The sequence below is a fragment of the Streptomyces sp. NPDC049627 genome (assembly GCF_044465645.1).
Lineage (GTDB): Bacteria > Actinomycetota > Actinomycetes > Streptomycetales > Streptomycetaceae > Streptomyces.
Genome location: NZ_JBITLW010000025.1, coordinates 49,700 through 67,002, shown reverse-complemented (window position 1 = coordinate 67,002; position 17,303 = coordinate 49,700). Strand labels below are relative to the sequence as shown.

The 17,303-nt window shown below is 72.5% G+C and carries 9 protein-coding genes and 1 pseudogene; 7 read left to right on the top strand and 3 right to left on the bottom strand.

The annotated features are described in order from the left end of the window. Window positions 1-106 precede the first annotated feature (106 nt). From prfB to ACIBU0_RS43605, 3 genes are all read right to left on the bottom strand, one after another. Window positions 107-1,213 carry a peptide chain release factor 2 gene (gene prfB / locus ACIBU0_RS43615; RefSeq protein WP_398830280.1) on the bottom strand — a complete coding sequence of 369 codons (1,107 nt, stop codon included), beginning with the start codon at window positions 1,211-1,213 and terminating at the stop codon, window positions 107-109. 319 nt (window positions 1,214-1,532) lie between these two features. After that, on the bottom strand, window positions 1,533-2,774 hold the full coding sequence (locus ACIBU0_RS43610; protein WP_398830278.1) for a serine/threonine-protein kinase: 1,242 nt from the start codon (window positions 2,772-2,774) through the stop codon (window positions 1,533-1,535). Between the two features lie 123 nt (window positions 2,775-2,897). Further along, entirely contained in the window at window positions 2,898-4,589 is a 1,692-nt protein-coding gene (locus tag ACIBU0_RS43605) for a protein kinase (RefSeq protein ID WP_398830276.1), read from the bottom strand. Window positions 4,590-4,952: 363 nt separating this feature from the next. On the opposite strand from ACIBU0_RS43605, the gene ACIBU0_RS43600 reads away from it, so the two are divergent. The 7 genes and pseudogenes from ACIBU0_RS43600 (at window position 4,953) to ACIBU0_RS43570 (ending at window position 17,303) form a co-directional block, all read left to right on the top strand. Further along, window positions 4,953-8,498, top strand: coding sequence for an FHA domain-containing protein (locus ACIBU0_RS43600; protein ID WP_398830352.1), 3,546 nt, complete (start codon window positions 4,953-4,955; stop codon window positions 8,496-8,498). A gap of 103 nt (window positions 8,499-8,601) precedes the next feature. Beyond that, window positions 8,602-8,826 (top strand): annotated as a pseudogene (locus ACIBU0_RS43595) (hypothetical protein); the annotation flags it as partial. 204 nt (window positions 8,827-9,030) lie between these two features. Next, window positions 9,031-10,413, top strand: coding sequence for an ABC transporter substrate-binding protein (locus ACIBU0_RS43590; RefSeq protein ID WP_398830274.1), 1,383 nt, complete (start codon window positions 9,031-9,033; stop codon window positions 10,411-10,413). A gap of 4 nt (window positions 10,414-10,417) precedes the next feature. Beyond that, the gene (locus ACIBU0_RS43585; RefSeq protein ID WP_398830270.1) at window positions 10,418-11,773 is read left to right on the top strand and encodes a carbohydrate ABC transporter permease; all 1,356 of its coding nucleotides are present in this window, start codon (window positions 10,418-10,420) and stop codon (window positions 11,771-11,773) included. Further along, complete coding sequence (locus tag ACIBU0_RS43580) at window positions 11,770-12,684, top strand: carbohydrate ABC transporter permease (RefSeq protein ID WP_398830267.1); 915 nt, start codon at window positions 11,770-11,772, stop codon at window positions 12,682-12,684. The genes ACIBU0_RS43585 and ACIBU0_RS43580 overlap by 4 nt, the downstream gene beginning before the upstream one ends. Before the next feature lie 164 nt (window positions 12,685-12,848). Then, window positions 12,849-15,056 (top strand): CDP-glycerol glycerophosphotransferase family protein, encoded by a 2,208-nt coding sequence (locus ACIBU0_RS43575; protein ID WP_398830264.1) that lies wholly within the window; start codon window positions 12,849-12,851, stop codon window positions 15,054-15,056. 45 nt (window positions 15,057-15,101) lie between these two features. Then, on the top strand, window positions 15,102-17,303 hold the full coding sequence (locus ACIBU0_RS43570; protein ID WP_398830261.1) for a CDP-glycerol glycerophosphotransferase family protein: 2,202 nt from the start codon (window positions 15,102-15,104) through the stop codon (window positions 17,301-17,303).

The following is a 17,303-nucleotide window of genomic DNA, read 5'->3' as shown; positions in this document are numbered from 1 at the left end:
AGTGTGATGTAAAACCCAGACATGCAGGCACAGATAAGGCAACTGCCGCCGGAGTGGCGGCAGTTGCCTTGTCGACAAAGTAACTTCGCTTGGTTACTTCGCTCGGCTACTTTTCCTGCTGCTTGCGCCAGCGAATTCCGGCTTCGAGGAACCCGTCGATCTCACCGTTGAACACGGCCTCGGGGTTGCCGACTTCGAACTCGGTGCGCAGGTCCTTGACCATCTGGTACGGGTGCAGCACGTACGACCGCATCTGGTTGCCCCAGGAGTTGCCGCCGTCGCCCTTCAGGGCGTCCATCTTGGCCTGCTCCTCCTGGCGGCGCCGCTCGAGGAGCTTGGCCTGGAGGACGTTCATCGCGGTGGCCTTGTTCTGGATCTGCGACCGCTCGTTCTGGCAGGAGACGACGATGCCGGTCGGCAGGTGCGTGATCCGCACCGCGGAGTCGGTGGTGTTGACGCCCTGACCGCCGGGCCCGGAGGACCGGTAGACGTCGATCCGCAGCTCGCTCTCGTCGATCTCGACGTGGTCGGACTGCTCGACGACGGGAAGGACTTCCACGCCCGCGAAGGAGGTCTGCCGCCGCCCCTGGTTGTCGAAGGGCGAGATACGCACGAGCCGATGGGTCCCCTGCTCGACCGACAGGGTCCCGTAGGCGTACGGCGCCTGCACGGAGAAGGTGGTCGACTTGATGCCGGCCTCTTCGGCGTACGACGTCTCGATGAGCTCGGTCTTGTAGCCCTTCTGCTCCGCCCAGCGCAGGTACATGCGCTGCAGCCGCTCCGCGAAGTCGGCGGCGTCGACGCCACCGGCTTCGGCGCGGATGTTGACGAGCGCCTCACGGGAGTCGTACTCCCCGCTGAGCAGCGTCCGGACCTCCATCTCGTCCAGCGCCTTGCGGACGGCGGCGAGCTCGGTCTCGGCCTCGGCGCGAGTGTCCGGGTCGTCCTCCTCCTCGGCCATCTCGAAGAGAACGCCGAGGTCGTCGATACGACCGCGGAGGGCCTCGGCCTTCCGCACCTCCGCCTGGAGGTGGGAGAGCTTGCTGGTGATCTTCTGCGCCTCGTCCGGGTTGTCCCACAGGGACGGCGCGGCCGCCTGCTCCTCGAGCACGGCGATGTCTGCCCTCAGCTTGTCGAGGTCCAGAACGGCCTCGATCGACTCCATGGTCGAGGAGAGGGACTTGAGCTCTTCGGATACATCGACGACTGCCACGCCTCCAGCGTAACGGCTCCGCCAAGCGGGGAGGTCCGGTGACCGTGGCCTTAGGGCTCCGCCCCAGACCGCGCCGATGCTTCGCCCTCGCCGCGGGGGCTGACGCCGAGTGCGCGACGAACGGCCGTCGGGGGCTGGTCGCGCAGTTCCCCGCGCCCCTAGGGCGATGCCGGTCCGCATCTCCAGCCCGTCCGGCGTTTGAGGACGAGGCCCTTTCGGGGCCGAAGCGGGGGGTCCAGGGGGCGGAGCCCCCTGGCGGGGTCGAAGGGGCGGAGCCCCTGGGGATGGGAATGGGTAGGGGCGGCGGGGGCGAGAAACGCTAGGGCGTCGCAGGGGCGGAGTTGTTCGTGTCTTGGGGAGTCGCCCCGGCGTCGTCGTCCGACGTGGCCAGCCACGTACCCACCCCGGCCGCAGCCACCAGCGCCACCGCCGCCGCCCCCAACGCCACCCGCCGCCTGCGCGCCACGGCCCGATGACGGGCGGAGCCCGGCCGCGGCGCCCCCGCCGCCCTCGGCACCCGCGCCGTACCCCGCGCGCCCCCGGCCAGCTCGTCGGGCCCCGGCACCCTCATCGACGTATGCGTGTCCCGGTTGGAGTCGGCAGGCTTCGCCCCCGGCACCAGGGGCACCGCACCTCGCCGCCGCGCCCGCTCCCCCACCGGCGCCGCTTCCTCCGCGGCCGGAGCCTCGTCCTCCACCGGCTCCGCATCCGGCTCGTCCACATCCAGCGGCGGCATCCCGGCCACCAGCGGCAGCAGCTCCCGCAGCCGCACCCCCAGCTCCGACGCCCGCAACCGCGAGGCCGGCGCCTTCGCCAGGCACTGCACGATCAGCTGCCACAGCTCGTCGGGGATACCGGGCAGCGGCGCCACCGTCTCCGTGACATGCCGCCGGAGCACCGCGCCGGGGTGCCCGCCACCGAACGGTGTGAAGCCCGCCAGCAGCTCGTACAGGACCGTGGCGAGCGCGTAGATGTCGACCGCCGCCCTGGGCGGCAGCCCCTCGACGATCTCCGGCGCCAGATAGTCCGGCGTACCGATGATCTTCGTGGCCCGGGTGCGTCGCGGTGAGTCGATGAGTTTCGCCACACCGAAGTCGGTCAGCAGCGCCGGGTGAGAGCCGCCGGGCCCGAGCGGGCCCTGCATGTCCAGCAGGACGTTCTCCGGCTTCACGTCCCGGTGCACGACCCCGGCCGCATGCGCCGCCGCCAGCCCGTCCGCGACGTCCGCGACGATCGCCACGGCCGCCTCGGGCGCGAGCCGCCGGTCGCGGTCGAGCCGGGTGCGCAGGTCCGTGCCGCGGACGAGGTCCATGACCAGGGCGAGGTCGTTGCCGTCGACCACCAGGTCACGGACGGAGACGACGTTCGGGTGCTCCAGGCCGAGCAGCGCCGTCCGCTCCTGCACGAAGCGTCCTACGAGCTCCTGGTCGGAGGCGAGATCCTCGCGCAGCAGCTTGATGGCGACGGGCCCCTCGGGCCCCTCACCCAGCCACACCGTGCCGGCGCTGCCCCGCCCCAGAATCTGGTTGGCGGTGTACCGGCTGCCGATCTTCCGTGCCAAGACTGCTCCTACAGACGCGTGTTGTCGCTAAAGCTACGCGCCCGAAGAGCCAACCTTCACTCCCGAGACGGAAATCACCCGTCAGGTGTCGACAAATCCCCAGACTCACGGTCCGGGTCCGGGTCACTTGCCCAGGTCGCCCAGTTTTCCGATCCACCCGCCCACGGTGTCGATCATGTCCGTCAGCTGCTGCCAATAGCTCTTGGTCGTGCCGATCCACTCCTGCAGCGGGCTCAGCTCCCAGATCAGCCAGCCCGCGACGAACAGGATGACGATCGTGAACAGGCACCCCTTGAGACAGCCGAGCCCGGGAATGCGCATCGGGTTGGCGCTGCGCTGCCGCGGCGGACGCGGCTCGCGCTGGGGCCGCTGCGGCTCCGGCGCGGGCGGCGGGGCGTACCGCTGCGGCTGCTGGGGGCGCTGGGGCTGCTGCGGGGCGTACTGCTGGGGCTGCTGCTGCGGGTAGCCGTACCCGGGCTGCTGACGCTGCGGAGGCCGCTGCTGCTGGGGGCGCGGCTGCTGCTGCGGGCGGGCGACCTGCCGCTGGGGGCGGCGGCGCAGCGGGTCCTGGTTGGGGTCGAGGTACTGGACCTGCGTCTGCTCGTTGCGGTCCCGGGCCGCGCGCAGCTGGTTCTGCCAGGGGTGCGGCTCCTCGGGCCCGGGCTGCCCCGGCTGCCCACCGGGCTGTCCCGGCGGCATGGGCGGCATGACGGCCGTCGGGTCGGCGGCGCCGCGCCCGCCCGGGCCGCCCGTGTTCGGCAGGACGGCCGTGGGGTCCGCGGCGCCCGCCGGGCCGGGGGCGCCGGTGTGCGGCAGGACGCTGGTCGCGGCGTTCGGGTCGAACGAGCCCGCGCCGTGCGGGAGGACCTGGGTCGGGTCGGCCGAGCCGGGCACGGTCGCCGGCGCGGGGTCGGGGGCGAGCAGCGCGCCGACGCCCTCGGCCGCGGCGATCTGCGCCGAGTTCGCGTGCACGCCGATGCCCTCGGCGACGACGCGCAGGCCGCGGGCGAGGTTCTCGGCGCTGGGCCGTTCGTCGGGGTTCTTGCGCAGGCAGCGTTCTATGACCGTCCACAGCGGGTCGGGGACCGTGGACGGGCGGCGCGGCTCGGCGCTCAGGTGCTGGTGGAGGACCTCCAGGGCGGAGCCGCCGCCGAACGGCGGGCGCCCGGTGACCAGTTCGTAGAGGAGGATGCCGGCGCCGTAGATGTCGACGGCGGACGTCTGCGGGCGGCCCTCGGCGGACTCGGGCGCGACGTACGCGGGCGTGCCGACGAACTCGTGGGTGCGGGTCAGGCCCGGGGAGTCGGCGAGGCGGGCGATGCCGAAGTCGGTCAGCAGCGGGTGCATCTGGCCGCCGTTCTGCTGCAGCAGGACGTTGGCGGGCTTCAGGTCGCGGTGGACGACGCCGTCGGCGTGGCTGGCGGCGAGGGCGTCGGCGATCTGCGCGGTCAGCAGGGCGGCGGCGACCGGGGTGAAGGGGCCGTTCTCGCGCAGGTAGCGGTGCAGGTCGGGGCCCTCGACGAGGTCCATGACCAGGGCGAGCAGATCGCCCTCGACGACCAGGTCGCGGACCCGGACGATGTTGGGGTGGGTCAGGCGGAGCAGGACGGAGCGCTCACGCAGGAACCGCATGACGATGTCCGCGTCGCCGGCGAGCTCCTCCTTGAGGACCTTGATCGCGACGGTCTCACCGGGCTGCCCCGGTACAGCCGCCTCGGCGCCCGCGGTCTCCCGCTGGCGGGCTCGCCAGACGGTTCCCGTGGCACCGCGACCGAGCGGCTCCTCGAGGATGTACTTGCTGCCTACCGGCCGCACGTCGCGCTCCCTGCTGCTTGCCTACGTTCCGACCCACTGTAGTGCCGTGCCCCGGGGCACCGGCCTGTCGTCATTCTGTGCGTCTTACGTACGACTTCCCGTACATGTTCGAAGGAAAGACGCTCGGCTCTGTCTCGTGGTTGCCGCAAGCGGACGTGAGCGATCTCAAGTGATCGCCCGCAGGTCAACTGTCAGGCACTTTTGCGGGCAGAGCCGACCAATCAAGATCACTTGCCTCCGGGCGGGGGGCGCGTTGTCAGTGGCAGGTGCGAGGATGCGTGCAGTACGTGGAGTACTGGCCGATGTGCTCGTGTGGGGTGGGGGAAGTCCGCCGCGCCCGCGCAGAAGGGACCGCTGACGCCGATGCAGATCCGGCTGACCGTCGTAGACCCGCAGGCCCCGGCTGCCCCGGCGCGGGGCCGTGCCGCGAGCTGCGACGTGCTGGTCACGGCTCCCGCGGGCACGGCCCTGGCCGCGGTGGCGTCGGCCCTCGCCTCGGCGGTGTCGGGGAGCGACGGCCCGCTCGTGCTGTACGCGGGCACGGAGCGGCTCGACGACCGCCGCAGCACGCTCGGCGAGCCCCCGCTGATCGACGGCGCCGTGCTGTCCCTGGGCGCCCCGGCGGCGCCCGAACCGCACCCCGAGCTGGACGACGCCCCCACCCAGCTCCATGTCGTGGCCGGCCCCGACGCGGGCGGCGTCCACCTCCTGCACGGCGGCGAGATCCGCATCGGCCGCTCCGCCGACGCCGACGTCCCGCTCGACGACCCGGACGTCTCCCGGCTGCACTGCGCGGTCACGGTCTCCGCGGACGGCCGCGTCTCGGTCGCCGACCTCGGCTCCACGAACGGCACGACGCTGGACGGCTCCGGCGTGACCACCCGCCCGGTGCGCTTCGCGCCGGGGGCGCTGCTGCGGATCGGCGAGTCGGCGCTGCGGCTGGCCCCGGCCGGGGGCCCGGGGGCGCGGGTGCGGACGGAGCCGGACGGGGAGGGGCATGTGCGGGTCCCCGCCGGGGACGGCGGGGGAGGCACCCAGCGCCCGGGGAGCGAGGGTCCGGCGGTCCCCGCGCCGCGTGACGCGGCTGTGCCTCACGCGCGCGTGGCGGACGGCGGCGACGGCTCCGCTCCCTCGGGCAGCTCCCACTCGGGAAGTGTGTCGTCCGCTCACGAACACGGCCCGGTCGAGCCGCCCGTCGTGCCGGTCCAGGGCGGGGCGCCGCGGATCGAACGGCACGGCGGGTCCGAGCTGTCGCCTCCGGGACCGCGCGGAGGCGACACACACGGCGCGGGCTTCGGGGTGGGCGCGTTCGACCCGGGTGACGGGAGCCATGCCGCCACCGGCGCCGACAGCCGTAAGGGCACCCCGCTGCGGGGCACCGACGTACCGCCGGGCGTGCGCAGGCGCGGAGGGCTGACGGCGTGGGCGCGGCGGCTGACCGGCGGGCGCGCGGAGCAGGGCGCGGCCCGGCGGGAGACGTACGACGACGGCGAGCGGGCCGAGGCGACCGAGCTCCCCTCGGCGACGCGCCGCCCCCGGCTGCCGGAGGCCTGGCCGGACCCCGCCTCGCTGCTGCTGACGGCGCTGGGGCCCGGACCCCGGCTGTGGGAGCGCGCACCGGGTCACCCTGAGGCGCTCACGGTGCGGCTCGGCACAGCGGACCGGGCGGCGCCCGGCGGCTCGGGGCTGCTGCCCGCGGTGCCGGTGACCGCCGATCTGCGGGAGGTCGGGGCGCTGGGGCTGGCCGGTCCGCGCGAGCGGCTCGCCGGGCTGGCCCGCGCGGTGATCGCCCAGCTCGCCGCGCTGCACTCGCCCGACGCGCTGGAAGTCGTTCTGATCAGTGCGGACCGCTCGCGTCCCCTGGAGGAGCGCACCGCCGAGTGGGCCTGGTTGGGCTGGCTTCCGCACATCCGCCCGGGACACGGCCAGGACTGCCGTCTCCTGCTGGCCTACGACCGTGAACAGGCCACGGCCCGGGTGGAGGAACTGCTGCGGCGCCTGGAGGACGTGGCGGACCGGACGCCCGCGGGCGCGGGGTCCGGCGGTGCGGTGAGCGGCTCGCCGCGTGGCGCGGGCGGGCAGGCCGCTGTGCGGGGTGCCGTTCGGCGGCCCTCGTGGGCGCGGGACGACGACCCGGCCGACGGGACGGACGGTTTCGCGGGGCCGTACAGCGTGGTCGTCGTGGACGGTGATCCCGGGGGCGCCGATGTGCGCGAGGCGATGGCACGGCTGGCCCTGGAGGGACCGCGGGCCGGGATCCACGTCGTGTGCCTGGCCGAGACGGCCGCGGCGTCGCCAGCATCCCCGGTGACGGAGACCTACGAGGCGGCGTGCACGGTGTCGCCGGTGTTCCGGGAGTGCGGCGCGGTCGCGCTGCTGAGCGGCGATGTGGCGACGGCGCTGCGGCTGATGCGGGTGGCGCGGGCCGGGGCGGTCGCGGGGAACGGTGCCGGTACGGCTGCGGGAGCGGCCGAGAGCGGAGCGGAGGGCTTTCCGCGCTTGGCGGACAGCTCAGTGGGACACTCCCCGGCCGACTCCAGCCCGTCCGGGCACAGCTCCGCCGGAAACGGCCCCTCAGCCGTCTCCACCTCTGCCGTCTCCACCTCCGCCGCCTCCGCCCATGGCCCCGTAGGCCACGGCACCGTCGCCACCGTGGACGCCGTTTCGCTCGCCTGGGCGGAGCGGTTCGCGCGGGCTCTGGCGCCGTTGCGGACGGAGGGGACCGGTGGGGAGCGGCATGCGCGGGTTTCGGTGCCGTTGCCTCAGGCGGCGCGGCTGCTGGACGAGTTGGGGCTGGCCCGGGCCACACCGGCGTCGCTGATGGCGCGGTGGGCCGACGCCGGTGACGACAAGGAGTCCCTCGGCGGGCGGGCGTGTGCCGTGCTCGGGGCCGGCCCGCGCGGGCCGGTCTGCGCGGACCTCGGCGCCGACGGACCGCACCTGTTGATCGAGGGGCCGCCCGGCAGCGGACGTACGGAACTGCTGCGGGCCGTCGTCGCCTCGCTCGCCGCGGCCGAGCGGCCGGACCGGCTGAGCGTGGTGCTGATAGACGGCCGGGACAGCACGGGCTCGGGCAACGGGCACGGCGACGGACTGCGGGTCTGTACGGACGTACCGCATGTCACCACCCACCTCACCGCCAACGACCCCGTGCGCATGCGGGAGTTCGCCCAGTCGTTGAGCGCCGAGCTGAAGCGCCGCGCGGAGCTGCTCGGCCGGTCCGACTTCACCGAGTGGCACACGGGGCGCGAGCTGTCGGGCCGGATGGTCGCGCAGCGTGCGGCGGGGGCCGGAGGTGCCGGTGCCGGTGACCTCACGGGCGATCTGGACACACCGCCCAGCTCCACGATCCGGCTGCGGCCGGGGGCGTCCCGCCGACAGGCCGAGGCCGTGCCGCCGTTGCCGAGGCTCGTCGTCGTCGTGGACGACCTGGACGCACTGGTCTCGCCCGCGCTGGGCTCGCCGGGCAGGCCCGCGGCCGGCTCGGTGATACGCGCGCTGGAGGCGGTGGCCCGGGACGGCGAGCGGCTCGGGGTGCATCTGGTGGCCGCCGCGGGCGTCGGGGGCCGTACGGCGGAGTCGGAGCCGGCCCGCCGGGCGACGCTGCGGGTGACCCTGGACGCGGTGACGGTGGGGCCGGACGAGCCGGCGCCGGGGCGCGGGCGGCTGGCCTGGGCCGACGGGCGGACAGTGCCGTTCCAGGGCGGACGCGTCACGGGGCGTATCCCGCGGACCGCGACACTGCGGCCCACGGTCGTGCCGTTGGAATGGCACCGCATGGGCGATCCCCCGGCCCGGCGTCCGGTGCGCGAACTGGGCAACGGACCCACGGACCTGGCACTACTGGCCAGCGCACTGGAACGAGCAGCACGCGAAGTCGCGGCAACCAAGGTCCCCTCACTCCTGTAACACCGGCCGGCAAATTCAGCCCCTCCGGCGATTGAGGACGACGCCGTTCAGGCCGACAGCGGGATCGGAGGCGCCGACGCCGGGCGCGACCGGCCTCGGCCGACGGACGGTGCCGTTCCAGGGCGGACGCGTCACGGGGCGTATCCCGCGGACCGCGACACTGCGGCCCACGGTCGTGCCGTTGGAATGGCACCGCATGGGCGATCCCCCGGCCCGGCGTCCGGTGCGCGAACTGGGCAACGGACCCACGGACCTGGCACTACTGGCCAGCGCACTGGAACGAGCAGCACGCGAAGTCGCGGCGACCAAGGTCCCCTCACTCCTGTAACACCGGCCGGCAAATTCAGCCCCTCCGGCGATTGAGGACGACGCCGTTCAGGCCGATAGCGGGGTCGGAGGCCCTGGTCACGAGGCGGTCACGATCCCCCGCTTGACAGCGGACGCGGTCTTGCCGCCCCCCATACCAGGGCGTAGACCAGATCGCACGGGACAGCGCTCGGACGTTCGACGAGGCACGAAGAACGGGGCAGTGATGCGCAGCACGAGCAGGAACCGGACAAGCAGGGCCGCCAGGACCGCAGCAGCCGTGTGCGCGGGAGCCCTCGCACTCTCGCTCACCGCGTGCGGAGGCGGCGACGACGACAACGGCAGTGGCGGCGGGCAGGGCGGGAACGACCAGGAGACCGCGAGCACCGTCACCCTTCCCAAGCTGGACGGCGAATCCCTCGAGGTCGCCGCCGTGTGGACCGGCGCCGAACAGGACAACTTCAAGAAGGTCCTCGCGGAGTTCGAGAAACGCACGGGTGCCAAGGTGACCTTCGTCCCCGCCCAGGACCCCATCATCAACTTCCTCGGCTCGAAGGTCGCGGGCGGCCAGCCGCCGGACATCGCGATGCTGCCGCAGCCCGGCGCCATCAAGCAGGCCGTCGACAAGAAGTGGGCCAAGCCGCTCGGCGCCGACGCGGTCAAGGAGCTGCAGGAGAACTACTCCCAGGGCTGGCAGGACATCGGCAAGGTCGACAACAAGCAGTACGGCGTCTACTACAAGGCCGCCAACAAGTCCCTGATCTGGTACAACAACGCGGTCTTCGAGAACGCGGGGGCCGACGAGCCCAAGACGTGGGACGAACTGCTCACCACCGCGCAGACGGTGTACGACTCCGGCGTCACCCCGTTCTCCGTGGGCGGTGCCGAGGGGTGGACCCTGACCGACTGGTTCGAGAACGTCTACCTCTCCCAGGCCGGTCCCGAGAAGTACGACCAGCTGGCGAAGCACGAGATCAAGTGGACCGACCCGTCCGTGAAGGACGCGCTGACCACCCTCGCCCAGATCTGGGGCAAGAAGGACTATGTGGCGGGCGGCGCGAAGGGCGCGCTGCAGACGGACTTCCCGGCGTCCGTCACCCAGGTCTTCACCGGCGGTGACCAGCCGAAGGCCGCCATGGTCTACGAGGGCGACTTCGCGCAGGTCAACATCACACAGGCCAAGGCGGAGGTCGGCTCGGACGCGAAGGTGTTCCCGTTCCCGGCCGTCGGTGACACCGCGCCCGTCGTCTCCGGCGGCGACGCGGCCGTCATCCTGCAGGACTCCAAGGCGGCGCAGGCACTGGCCACCTGGCTGGCCTCCCCGGACGCGGCGACGATCCAGGCGAAGCTGGGCGGCTACCTCTCGCCGAACAAGAACGTCGACAACTCGGCGTACCCGAACGACGTCCAGCGGAAGATCGCCAAGGCTCTCATCGACTCCGGCGACGACTTCCGCTTCGACATGTCCGACCAGGCCCCGCAGGCCTTCGGCGGCACGCCCGGCAAGGGCGAGTGGAAAGCGCTGCAGGACTTCCTGAAGAACCCCTCGGACATCGCGGGCACGCAGCGCAAGCTGGAAGCCGACGCGGCCGCGGCGTACGGAAACTGACGCCATGGCGTCGGCGGAAGCGGCAGGGATCTCCTCGAAGAGTCCGGCCCCTGCCGCACCCAAATCGCGCAAGAGCGTGACCGGCACGCGCTGGACGATGGCGGCGCTCTTCCTGCTGCCCGCTCTCCTGCTGCTCGGCGCGCTCGTGGTCTACCCGATCGGGTACTCGGTCGTCCGCAGCTTCTACGACCAGTCCGGCGACGGCTTCGCCGGCTTCGACAACTACGAGTCCCTCTTCACGGACGACGGCATCCGCACCGCCCTCAAGAACAACGTGATCTGGGTGGTGTTCGCCCCGACGATCGCCACCGCGCTCGGTCTGGTCTTCGCGGTGCTGACCGAGCGGGTGCGCTGGGGTACGGCGTTCAAGCTGGTCGTCTTCATGCCGATGGCGATCTCGATGCTGGCGGCGGGCATCATCTTCCGGCTGGTGTACGACCAGGACCCGGACAAGGGCGTCGCGAACGCGGTGTGGGTGGGCGTCCACGACACCTTCGCGCAGGCGTCCGCGTTCCCGAAGGCCCACCCGGGCCGGGAGTCGCCCCTGGAGGCGGCACCGGGCGGCGCCTTCATCACCAAGGCCACCGTCAGCGCCGGCACCCCGGTCACCCTGCCCCTGGTCGGCGTCGCCCCCGACCAGATGCCGGACGACGCCAAGAAGGCCGTGGCGGCGAAGGCCGAGCCGGGCAAGGTCACCGGCACCACCTGGCAGGACTTCACGCGCGGCAAGGGCGTCGGCACGCTCGGCGGCGTCGACCCGGCCGAGCTGGGCTATGCCGGGATGAAGATCGAGGCGGTCAAGGACGGCAAGGTCGTGGCCTCCACGAAGGCCGCCGACGACGGCACGTTCACGTTGCCGGCCGCTGCCGACGGGGCCCGGCTCCGGCTGCCCGGCAGCAACTTCAAGGAGCCGTACAACGGGCTGGACTGGCTCGGCCCGTCCCTCGTCACGCCGTCCATCATCGGGTCGTACATCTGGATGTGGGCCGGCTTCGCGATGGTGCTGATAGCGGCCGGGCTCGCGGGCATCCCCCGCGATCTGCTGGAGGCGGCACGGGTCGACGGCGCCAACGAGTGGCAGGTGTTCCGCAGGGTCACGGTGCCGCTGCTGGCCCCCGTGCTCGCGGTCGTCACCGTCACCCTGATGATCAACGTCCTGAAGATCTTCGACCTGGTCTTCATCATCGCCCCGGGCTCCTCCCAGGACGACGCGAACGTGCTCGCGCTGGAGCTGTACCGCAAGGGCTTCTCCGAGGACCAGCCGGGCATCGCCAGCGCGATCGCGGTGTTCCTGCTGCTGCTCGTGATCCCGGTGATGTGGTTCAACGTCCGTCGGTTGAGGCGGGAGGGCAGGCGATGACCACCGACGTAGGCGGGCTCAGGAAGAACACACCCGAGCCCCTCACTGTCGTCAAGGCCGAGCAGTCCCTCGGCGCCCGGCTCGCCGCGTTCGTCAGCGGCGGGCTGGTGCGGGTGTTCCTGATCGTCGTCGGCCTGTTCTGGCTGGTCCCGACGATCGGTGTGCTGCTGTCCTCGCTCCGCTCGCCGGGGGACATCGGGGCCAGCGGCTGGTGGGAGGTCTTCAGCAAGCCCTCCCAACTCACCTTCGACAACTACGACAAGCTGCTGAGCAACAGCGACATCACCGACTCGATCCTCAACACCGTGCTGATCACGGTCCCGGCGACGGTCCTCGTCGTCGTGATCGGCTCGCTCGCGGGCTACGCGTTCGCGTGGATGGAGTTCCCGGGCCGCGACTGGTGGTTCCTGGCCGTGGTCGGTCTGCTGGTCGTGCCCGTGCAGGTGGCGCTGATCCCGATCGCCGAACTCTTCGGCGACATCGGCATCTTCGGCTCCCTGACCGGCGTGATCCTCTTCCACGTCGGCTTCGGGCTGCCGTTCGCGGTGTTCCTGCTGCGCAACTTCTTCGCGGAGATCCCGAGGGAGCTGCTGGAGGCGGCCCGCCTGGACGGCGCCGGTGAACTGCGCCTGTTCTTCCGGGTCGTGATGCCGCTGGGCGGGCCGGCGATCGCCGCGCTCGGCATCTTCCAGTTCCTGTGGGTGTGGAACGACATGCTGGTCGCGCTGATCTTCACGGACGCCGACAGCCAGCCGATCACGGTCGCCCTGCAGACGCAGGTACGGCAGTTCGGCAACAACGTCGACGTCCTGGCGCCCGGCGCGTTCATCTCCATGGTGATCCCGCTGGTCGTGTTCTTCGCGTTCCAGCGGCAGTTCGTGTCCGGCGTGATGGCGGGCGCGGTCAAATAGACGGAAATTCAGCACACTTGAGGGGGACGGGCCGTCACCGGCCCGTCCCTTTTCGTTTCTTCACCGTCCCCCGTATGCCGTACCACGCCGTAACCAAGTCACTCCATTGGCCGTTCCCGGCAGGGCGACAGCCCCACCGCCCAGGTCGACCCAGTGGATGTCCCTTGCCCAGGTTCAGTGTCATCGTCCCCGCGTACAAGGTCCAGGCGTACCTGCACGAGTGCCTGGAATCGGTGCTCTCCCAGTCGTATCCCGATCTCGAACTGATCGCCGTCGACGACTGCTCGCCGGACGCGTGCGGCGCGATCATCGACGAGTTCGCCGCCCGCGACCCACGGGTACGCCCGGTGCACCTCGCCGAGAACCAGGGGCTGGGGCCAGCCCGCAACGCGGGTATGGCCGAGGCCACCGGCGACTACCTGGTCTTCCTCGACAGCGACGACACTCTCACCCCGGACGCCCTGCACGCGATCGCCGACCGGCTGAAGGAGACCGGCGAACCGGACGTCCTGGTCTACGACTACGCGCGCACCTACTGGACCGGCGAGACGATCCGCAACCAGGCCGCGGCGCAGCTCTCCGAGCAGGGCCCGGCGCCGTTCCGGCTGGCGGACCGGCCGGGGCTGCTGCGGCTGCTGATGGTCGCCTGGAACAAGGCGTACCGGCGGGAGTTCGTCGAGGAAGAAGGCTTCGTCTTCCCGTCCGGCCACTACGAGGACACGCCCTGGACGTACCCGGTCCTGATGACGGCGGAGTCGATCGCGACCCTGGACCGGGTGTGCGTGCACTACCGGCAGCGGCGCCGGGGCGGCATCCTCGGCACGGTCAGCCCGCGGCACTTCGACATCTTCGAGCAGTACGACCGTGTCTTCGCGTACGTCGACCGCACCCCCCGGCTCGACTGCTGGCGGCCGCTGCTGTTCCGCCGGATGGTCGACCACCTGATCGTGGTGTTCGGCCGCCGCGACCGCCTCCCGCGCCGCCGCCGCGCCGAGTTCCTGCGCAAGGCGCGGACGTACTACCGCCGTTACCACTCCCCCGGCGGCGCCCCCGTCCCGGCGCGCACCCGCCTGCACTACACGCTGGTCCGCTTCGGCCTGCACCGCACCTACCACGCCCTGCAACGGACGGGGGCCCTTCTCCGCCGTACCGCCAAGCTCACCGACCGCCTGCTGAAGGGCGTGCGTTCCACCGCCCTGCGCCTCCACTACCGCATCCAGCGCTGCCTCCCGGTGCGCTCCGACCGCGCCGTCTTCGCGGCCGACGGCGTCCGCGGCCACGGGTGCAACCCCGGCGCCCTGGAGCAGGCGTTCCGCACGCACGCCCCGGGCATCCGTACGGCCTGGATCGCCGACACCGGGCAGCACGGCTCCGTCCCCACCGGCACCCGCCGTCTGCGCCCCGACACGGCCGCCTACTGGACGGCCCTCGCCCGCTCCAAGTACCTCGTCCACAACGCCGACTTCGACCGGCGCCTGGTCAAGCGCCCCGGCCAGGTCCTCGTCCAGACCCGGCAGGGCACCCCGCTCAAGCGCATGGGCCTGGACCTGCGGGAACGCCCGGCGGCCTCGGGGGACACGGACTTCGACGAGCTCCTCGACCAGGTCGACAAGTGGGACTACGTCCTGTCGGCCAACCGCCATTCCACCCTGACCTGGGAGCGCGTCTTTCCGGGCGGCTACACGACGCTGGAGTACGGCAGCCCGCGCAACGACCGCTTCCAGCAGGCGACGTCGGCGGACGTGGCCCGGATCCGCGAGTCGCTCGGCGTCCCCGAGGGCGCGGTCGCGATCCTGTACGCCCCCACCCACCGCGACTACCGCCGCACCCAGCGCGGCACCCTCGACCTGCATCGCGTCCTGCGTCGCCTGGGCCCCGGCCACGTCATCCTGGCCCGCGCCCACCACCGGCACGGCGGCCCGCTCGCGCCCACCGGAGGCCAGGTCATCGACGTCACCGACCACCCGAGCGTCGAATCGCTGTGCCTGGCCTCGGACGCCCTGGTGACGGACTACTCGGCGATCATGTTCGACTACGCCAACCTGGACCGGCCGATCGTGATCCACGCCGACGACCGGGAGGCGTACGAGGCGGCCCGCGGCACCTACTTCGACCTGCGGTCCTTCCCGCCGGGGGCGGTGTCGCGCAGCGAGGACGAGCTGATCGACATCTTCGCCACCGGCCACTGGCGCGGGTCGCGCTCCGCGCAGCTGCGGGCGGCGTTCCGGGAGCGTTTCTGCCCGTACGACGACGGTCGCGCCGCCGAGCGGGTCGTACGCCATGTGGTGCTGGGCGAGCGGGGAGTCCCACCCTTCGTCCCACTCGAGCAGCGTCATCCGGTGCCGAGCGCTGTGCCGGCAAGGCCGCGCTAGGCGACCGGCCCGGGTCCCCCGAAGAACCTCGACAGAAAGAGCAGTATGCCCCGCTTCAGCATCATCGTTCCGTCCCATGGGGTCGCGGGCCGGCTGTCCCAGGCGCTGGACTCGGTCCTCGCCCAGTCGTTCGGCGACTTCGAGCTGATCCCGGTCTGCGACGCGCCCGACTCCCCGGCGGCGGACGTCGTCGCCGGGTACGCCGAGCGGGACTGCCGGGTGGCGCCCGTGCACTCGCCGCCGGCAGCGGGGCTGGCCGGGGCGCGCAATGCGGGGATGCGGGCGGCGCTCGGTGCGTGGCTGCTGTTCCTGGACGGTGACGACGTGCTGGTGCCCGGTGCGCTGGCGGCACTGGACGCCCGGCTGCGTGAGACCGGCGACGTGGACGTCCTGCACTTCGAGCACGAGCGGACCCCGTGGTGGGTGGGCGAGCCGACCAACCCGGCCGCGCCGCTGCTGGAGCGGGCACCGGACGGCGTCTTCTCCCCCGCCCGGGCGCCGGAGCTGACGGGGGTCCAGCTCCCGGCCTGGAGCGCGGCCTACCGCCGGGCCTTCCTCACCGAGCGGCATCTCGCCTTCCCCGACGGCCACTTCACCGATGTCGGCTTCGGTGGCCTGGTGATGGCGCGTGCCGAGCGCGTGGCGGTGCTGCGGCAGGTCGTCGTACGGCATCTGCTGCGGCGGCAGGGCAGCCGGCTGGGCCTGCCGGGGGAGCATCATGTCGAGCTGCTCGACCAGGCCGAGCTGGTGCTGACGCGGGCGGCCGAGGAGGGGCTCTCCGGGGAGCGGTTCGCGGCGCTGTTCGAGCAGCTCTTCGCCGCCGTACTGAAGACGGCGGCCCATCCGCGCCGGCTGCCGCGCGGGCGGCGTGCCTTCTTCCGCCGGGCGAGCAGGCTCTACCGGCGGCACTGTCCCGCCGGGTTCCGGGTCCCGGGCGGCAGCCTCGGCGTGCAGCACCGGCTGCTGGCGAAGGGGGCGTACGCGGCGTTCCGGGCGCTGCGCGGGGCCAACCAGGCGGCGGCGCGGATGGCGGCGGGTGTGCCGCGCCCGCACGGGCTGCGCACCCGGCTGCGCTACCGGCGTCAGCTGCGGCGCCCGCTGGACCACAACCTCGCCGTGTACTGCGCGTACTGGGGCCGCGGCTACGTCTGCAACCCGGCCGCGATCCACGCCAAGGCGCGCGAACTCGCCCCGCACCTGCGCTCGGTGTTCCTCGTCGAGGCGGACCAGGCGCACACCATGCCGAAGGACGTGGAGTACGCGGTCATCGGCAGCCGTGAGTACTGGGACGTGCTCGCCCGGGCCAAGTACCTGGTCAACAACGCCAACTTCGCGGACGCCGTCGTCAAGCGCAAGGGCAGCGTGCATCTGTCCACCCAGCACGGCACCCCGCTGAAGAAGATGGGCGCCGACCAGTCGACGTATCCCGTGGTGGCCGCGGCGACCGGCAGCTTCGCCAAGCTGCTGGCCCGCGTCGACCGCTGGGACTACAACCTCACCTCCAACCGGCACTCGACCGAGATGTGGGAGAGCGCGTACCCGTCGGCGCACGAGCCGCTGGAGTACGGCTATCCGCGCAACGACGTCTACTACACGGCGACCGCCGCCGACGTCGCCCGCGTCCGCCGCGAACTCGGCGTCCCCGACGGCAAGAAGGCCCTCCTGTACGCGCCCACGCACCGCGACTACGCCACCGGCTTCGAGACGAGCCTCGACCTGGAGGCCCTCTGCGAGGAGATCGGCGACGAGTACGTGGTGCTGCTGCGCGCCCACTACTTCTACGACCAGGGCAACGCGCGCGGCACCGGCCGGATCATCGACGTCACCGCGCACCGCTCCTCCGAGGACGTGTGCCTGGCCGCCGACGCGCTGATCACCGACTACTCGTCCATCATGTTCGACTACGCCAATCTGGACCGGCCGATCGTCGTCTACGCCGACGACTGGGACGTCTACCGGGAGCTGCGGGGCGTCTACTTCGACCTGATGGAGGCCCCGCCGGGCCGGGTGGCGCGGACGCCGGGGGAGCTGGCGGCCGTGTTCCGCGACGGCTCGTACGCGGACGAGGAGGCCCGGGCCCTGCGCGCCGCGTTCCGGGAGCGCTTCTGCCAGTTCGACGACGGACGCGCCGCCGAGCGCGTCGTACGCCGGGTGCTGCTCGGCGAGCCGCCCGAGGCGATCCCGCCGGTGATCCCGCTCGCCGAGCGCATCCCCGCCCCCGCCGCGACGACCCTCGTGAGGAACTGA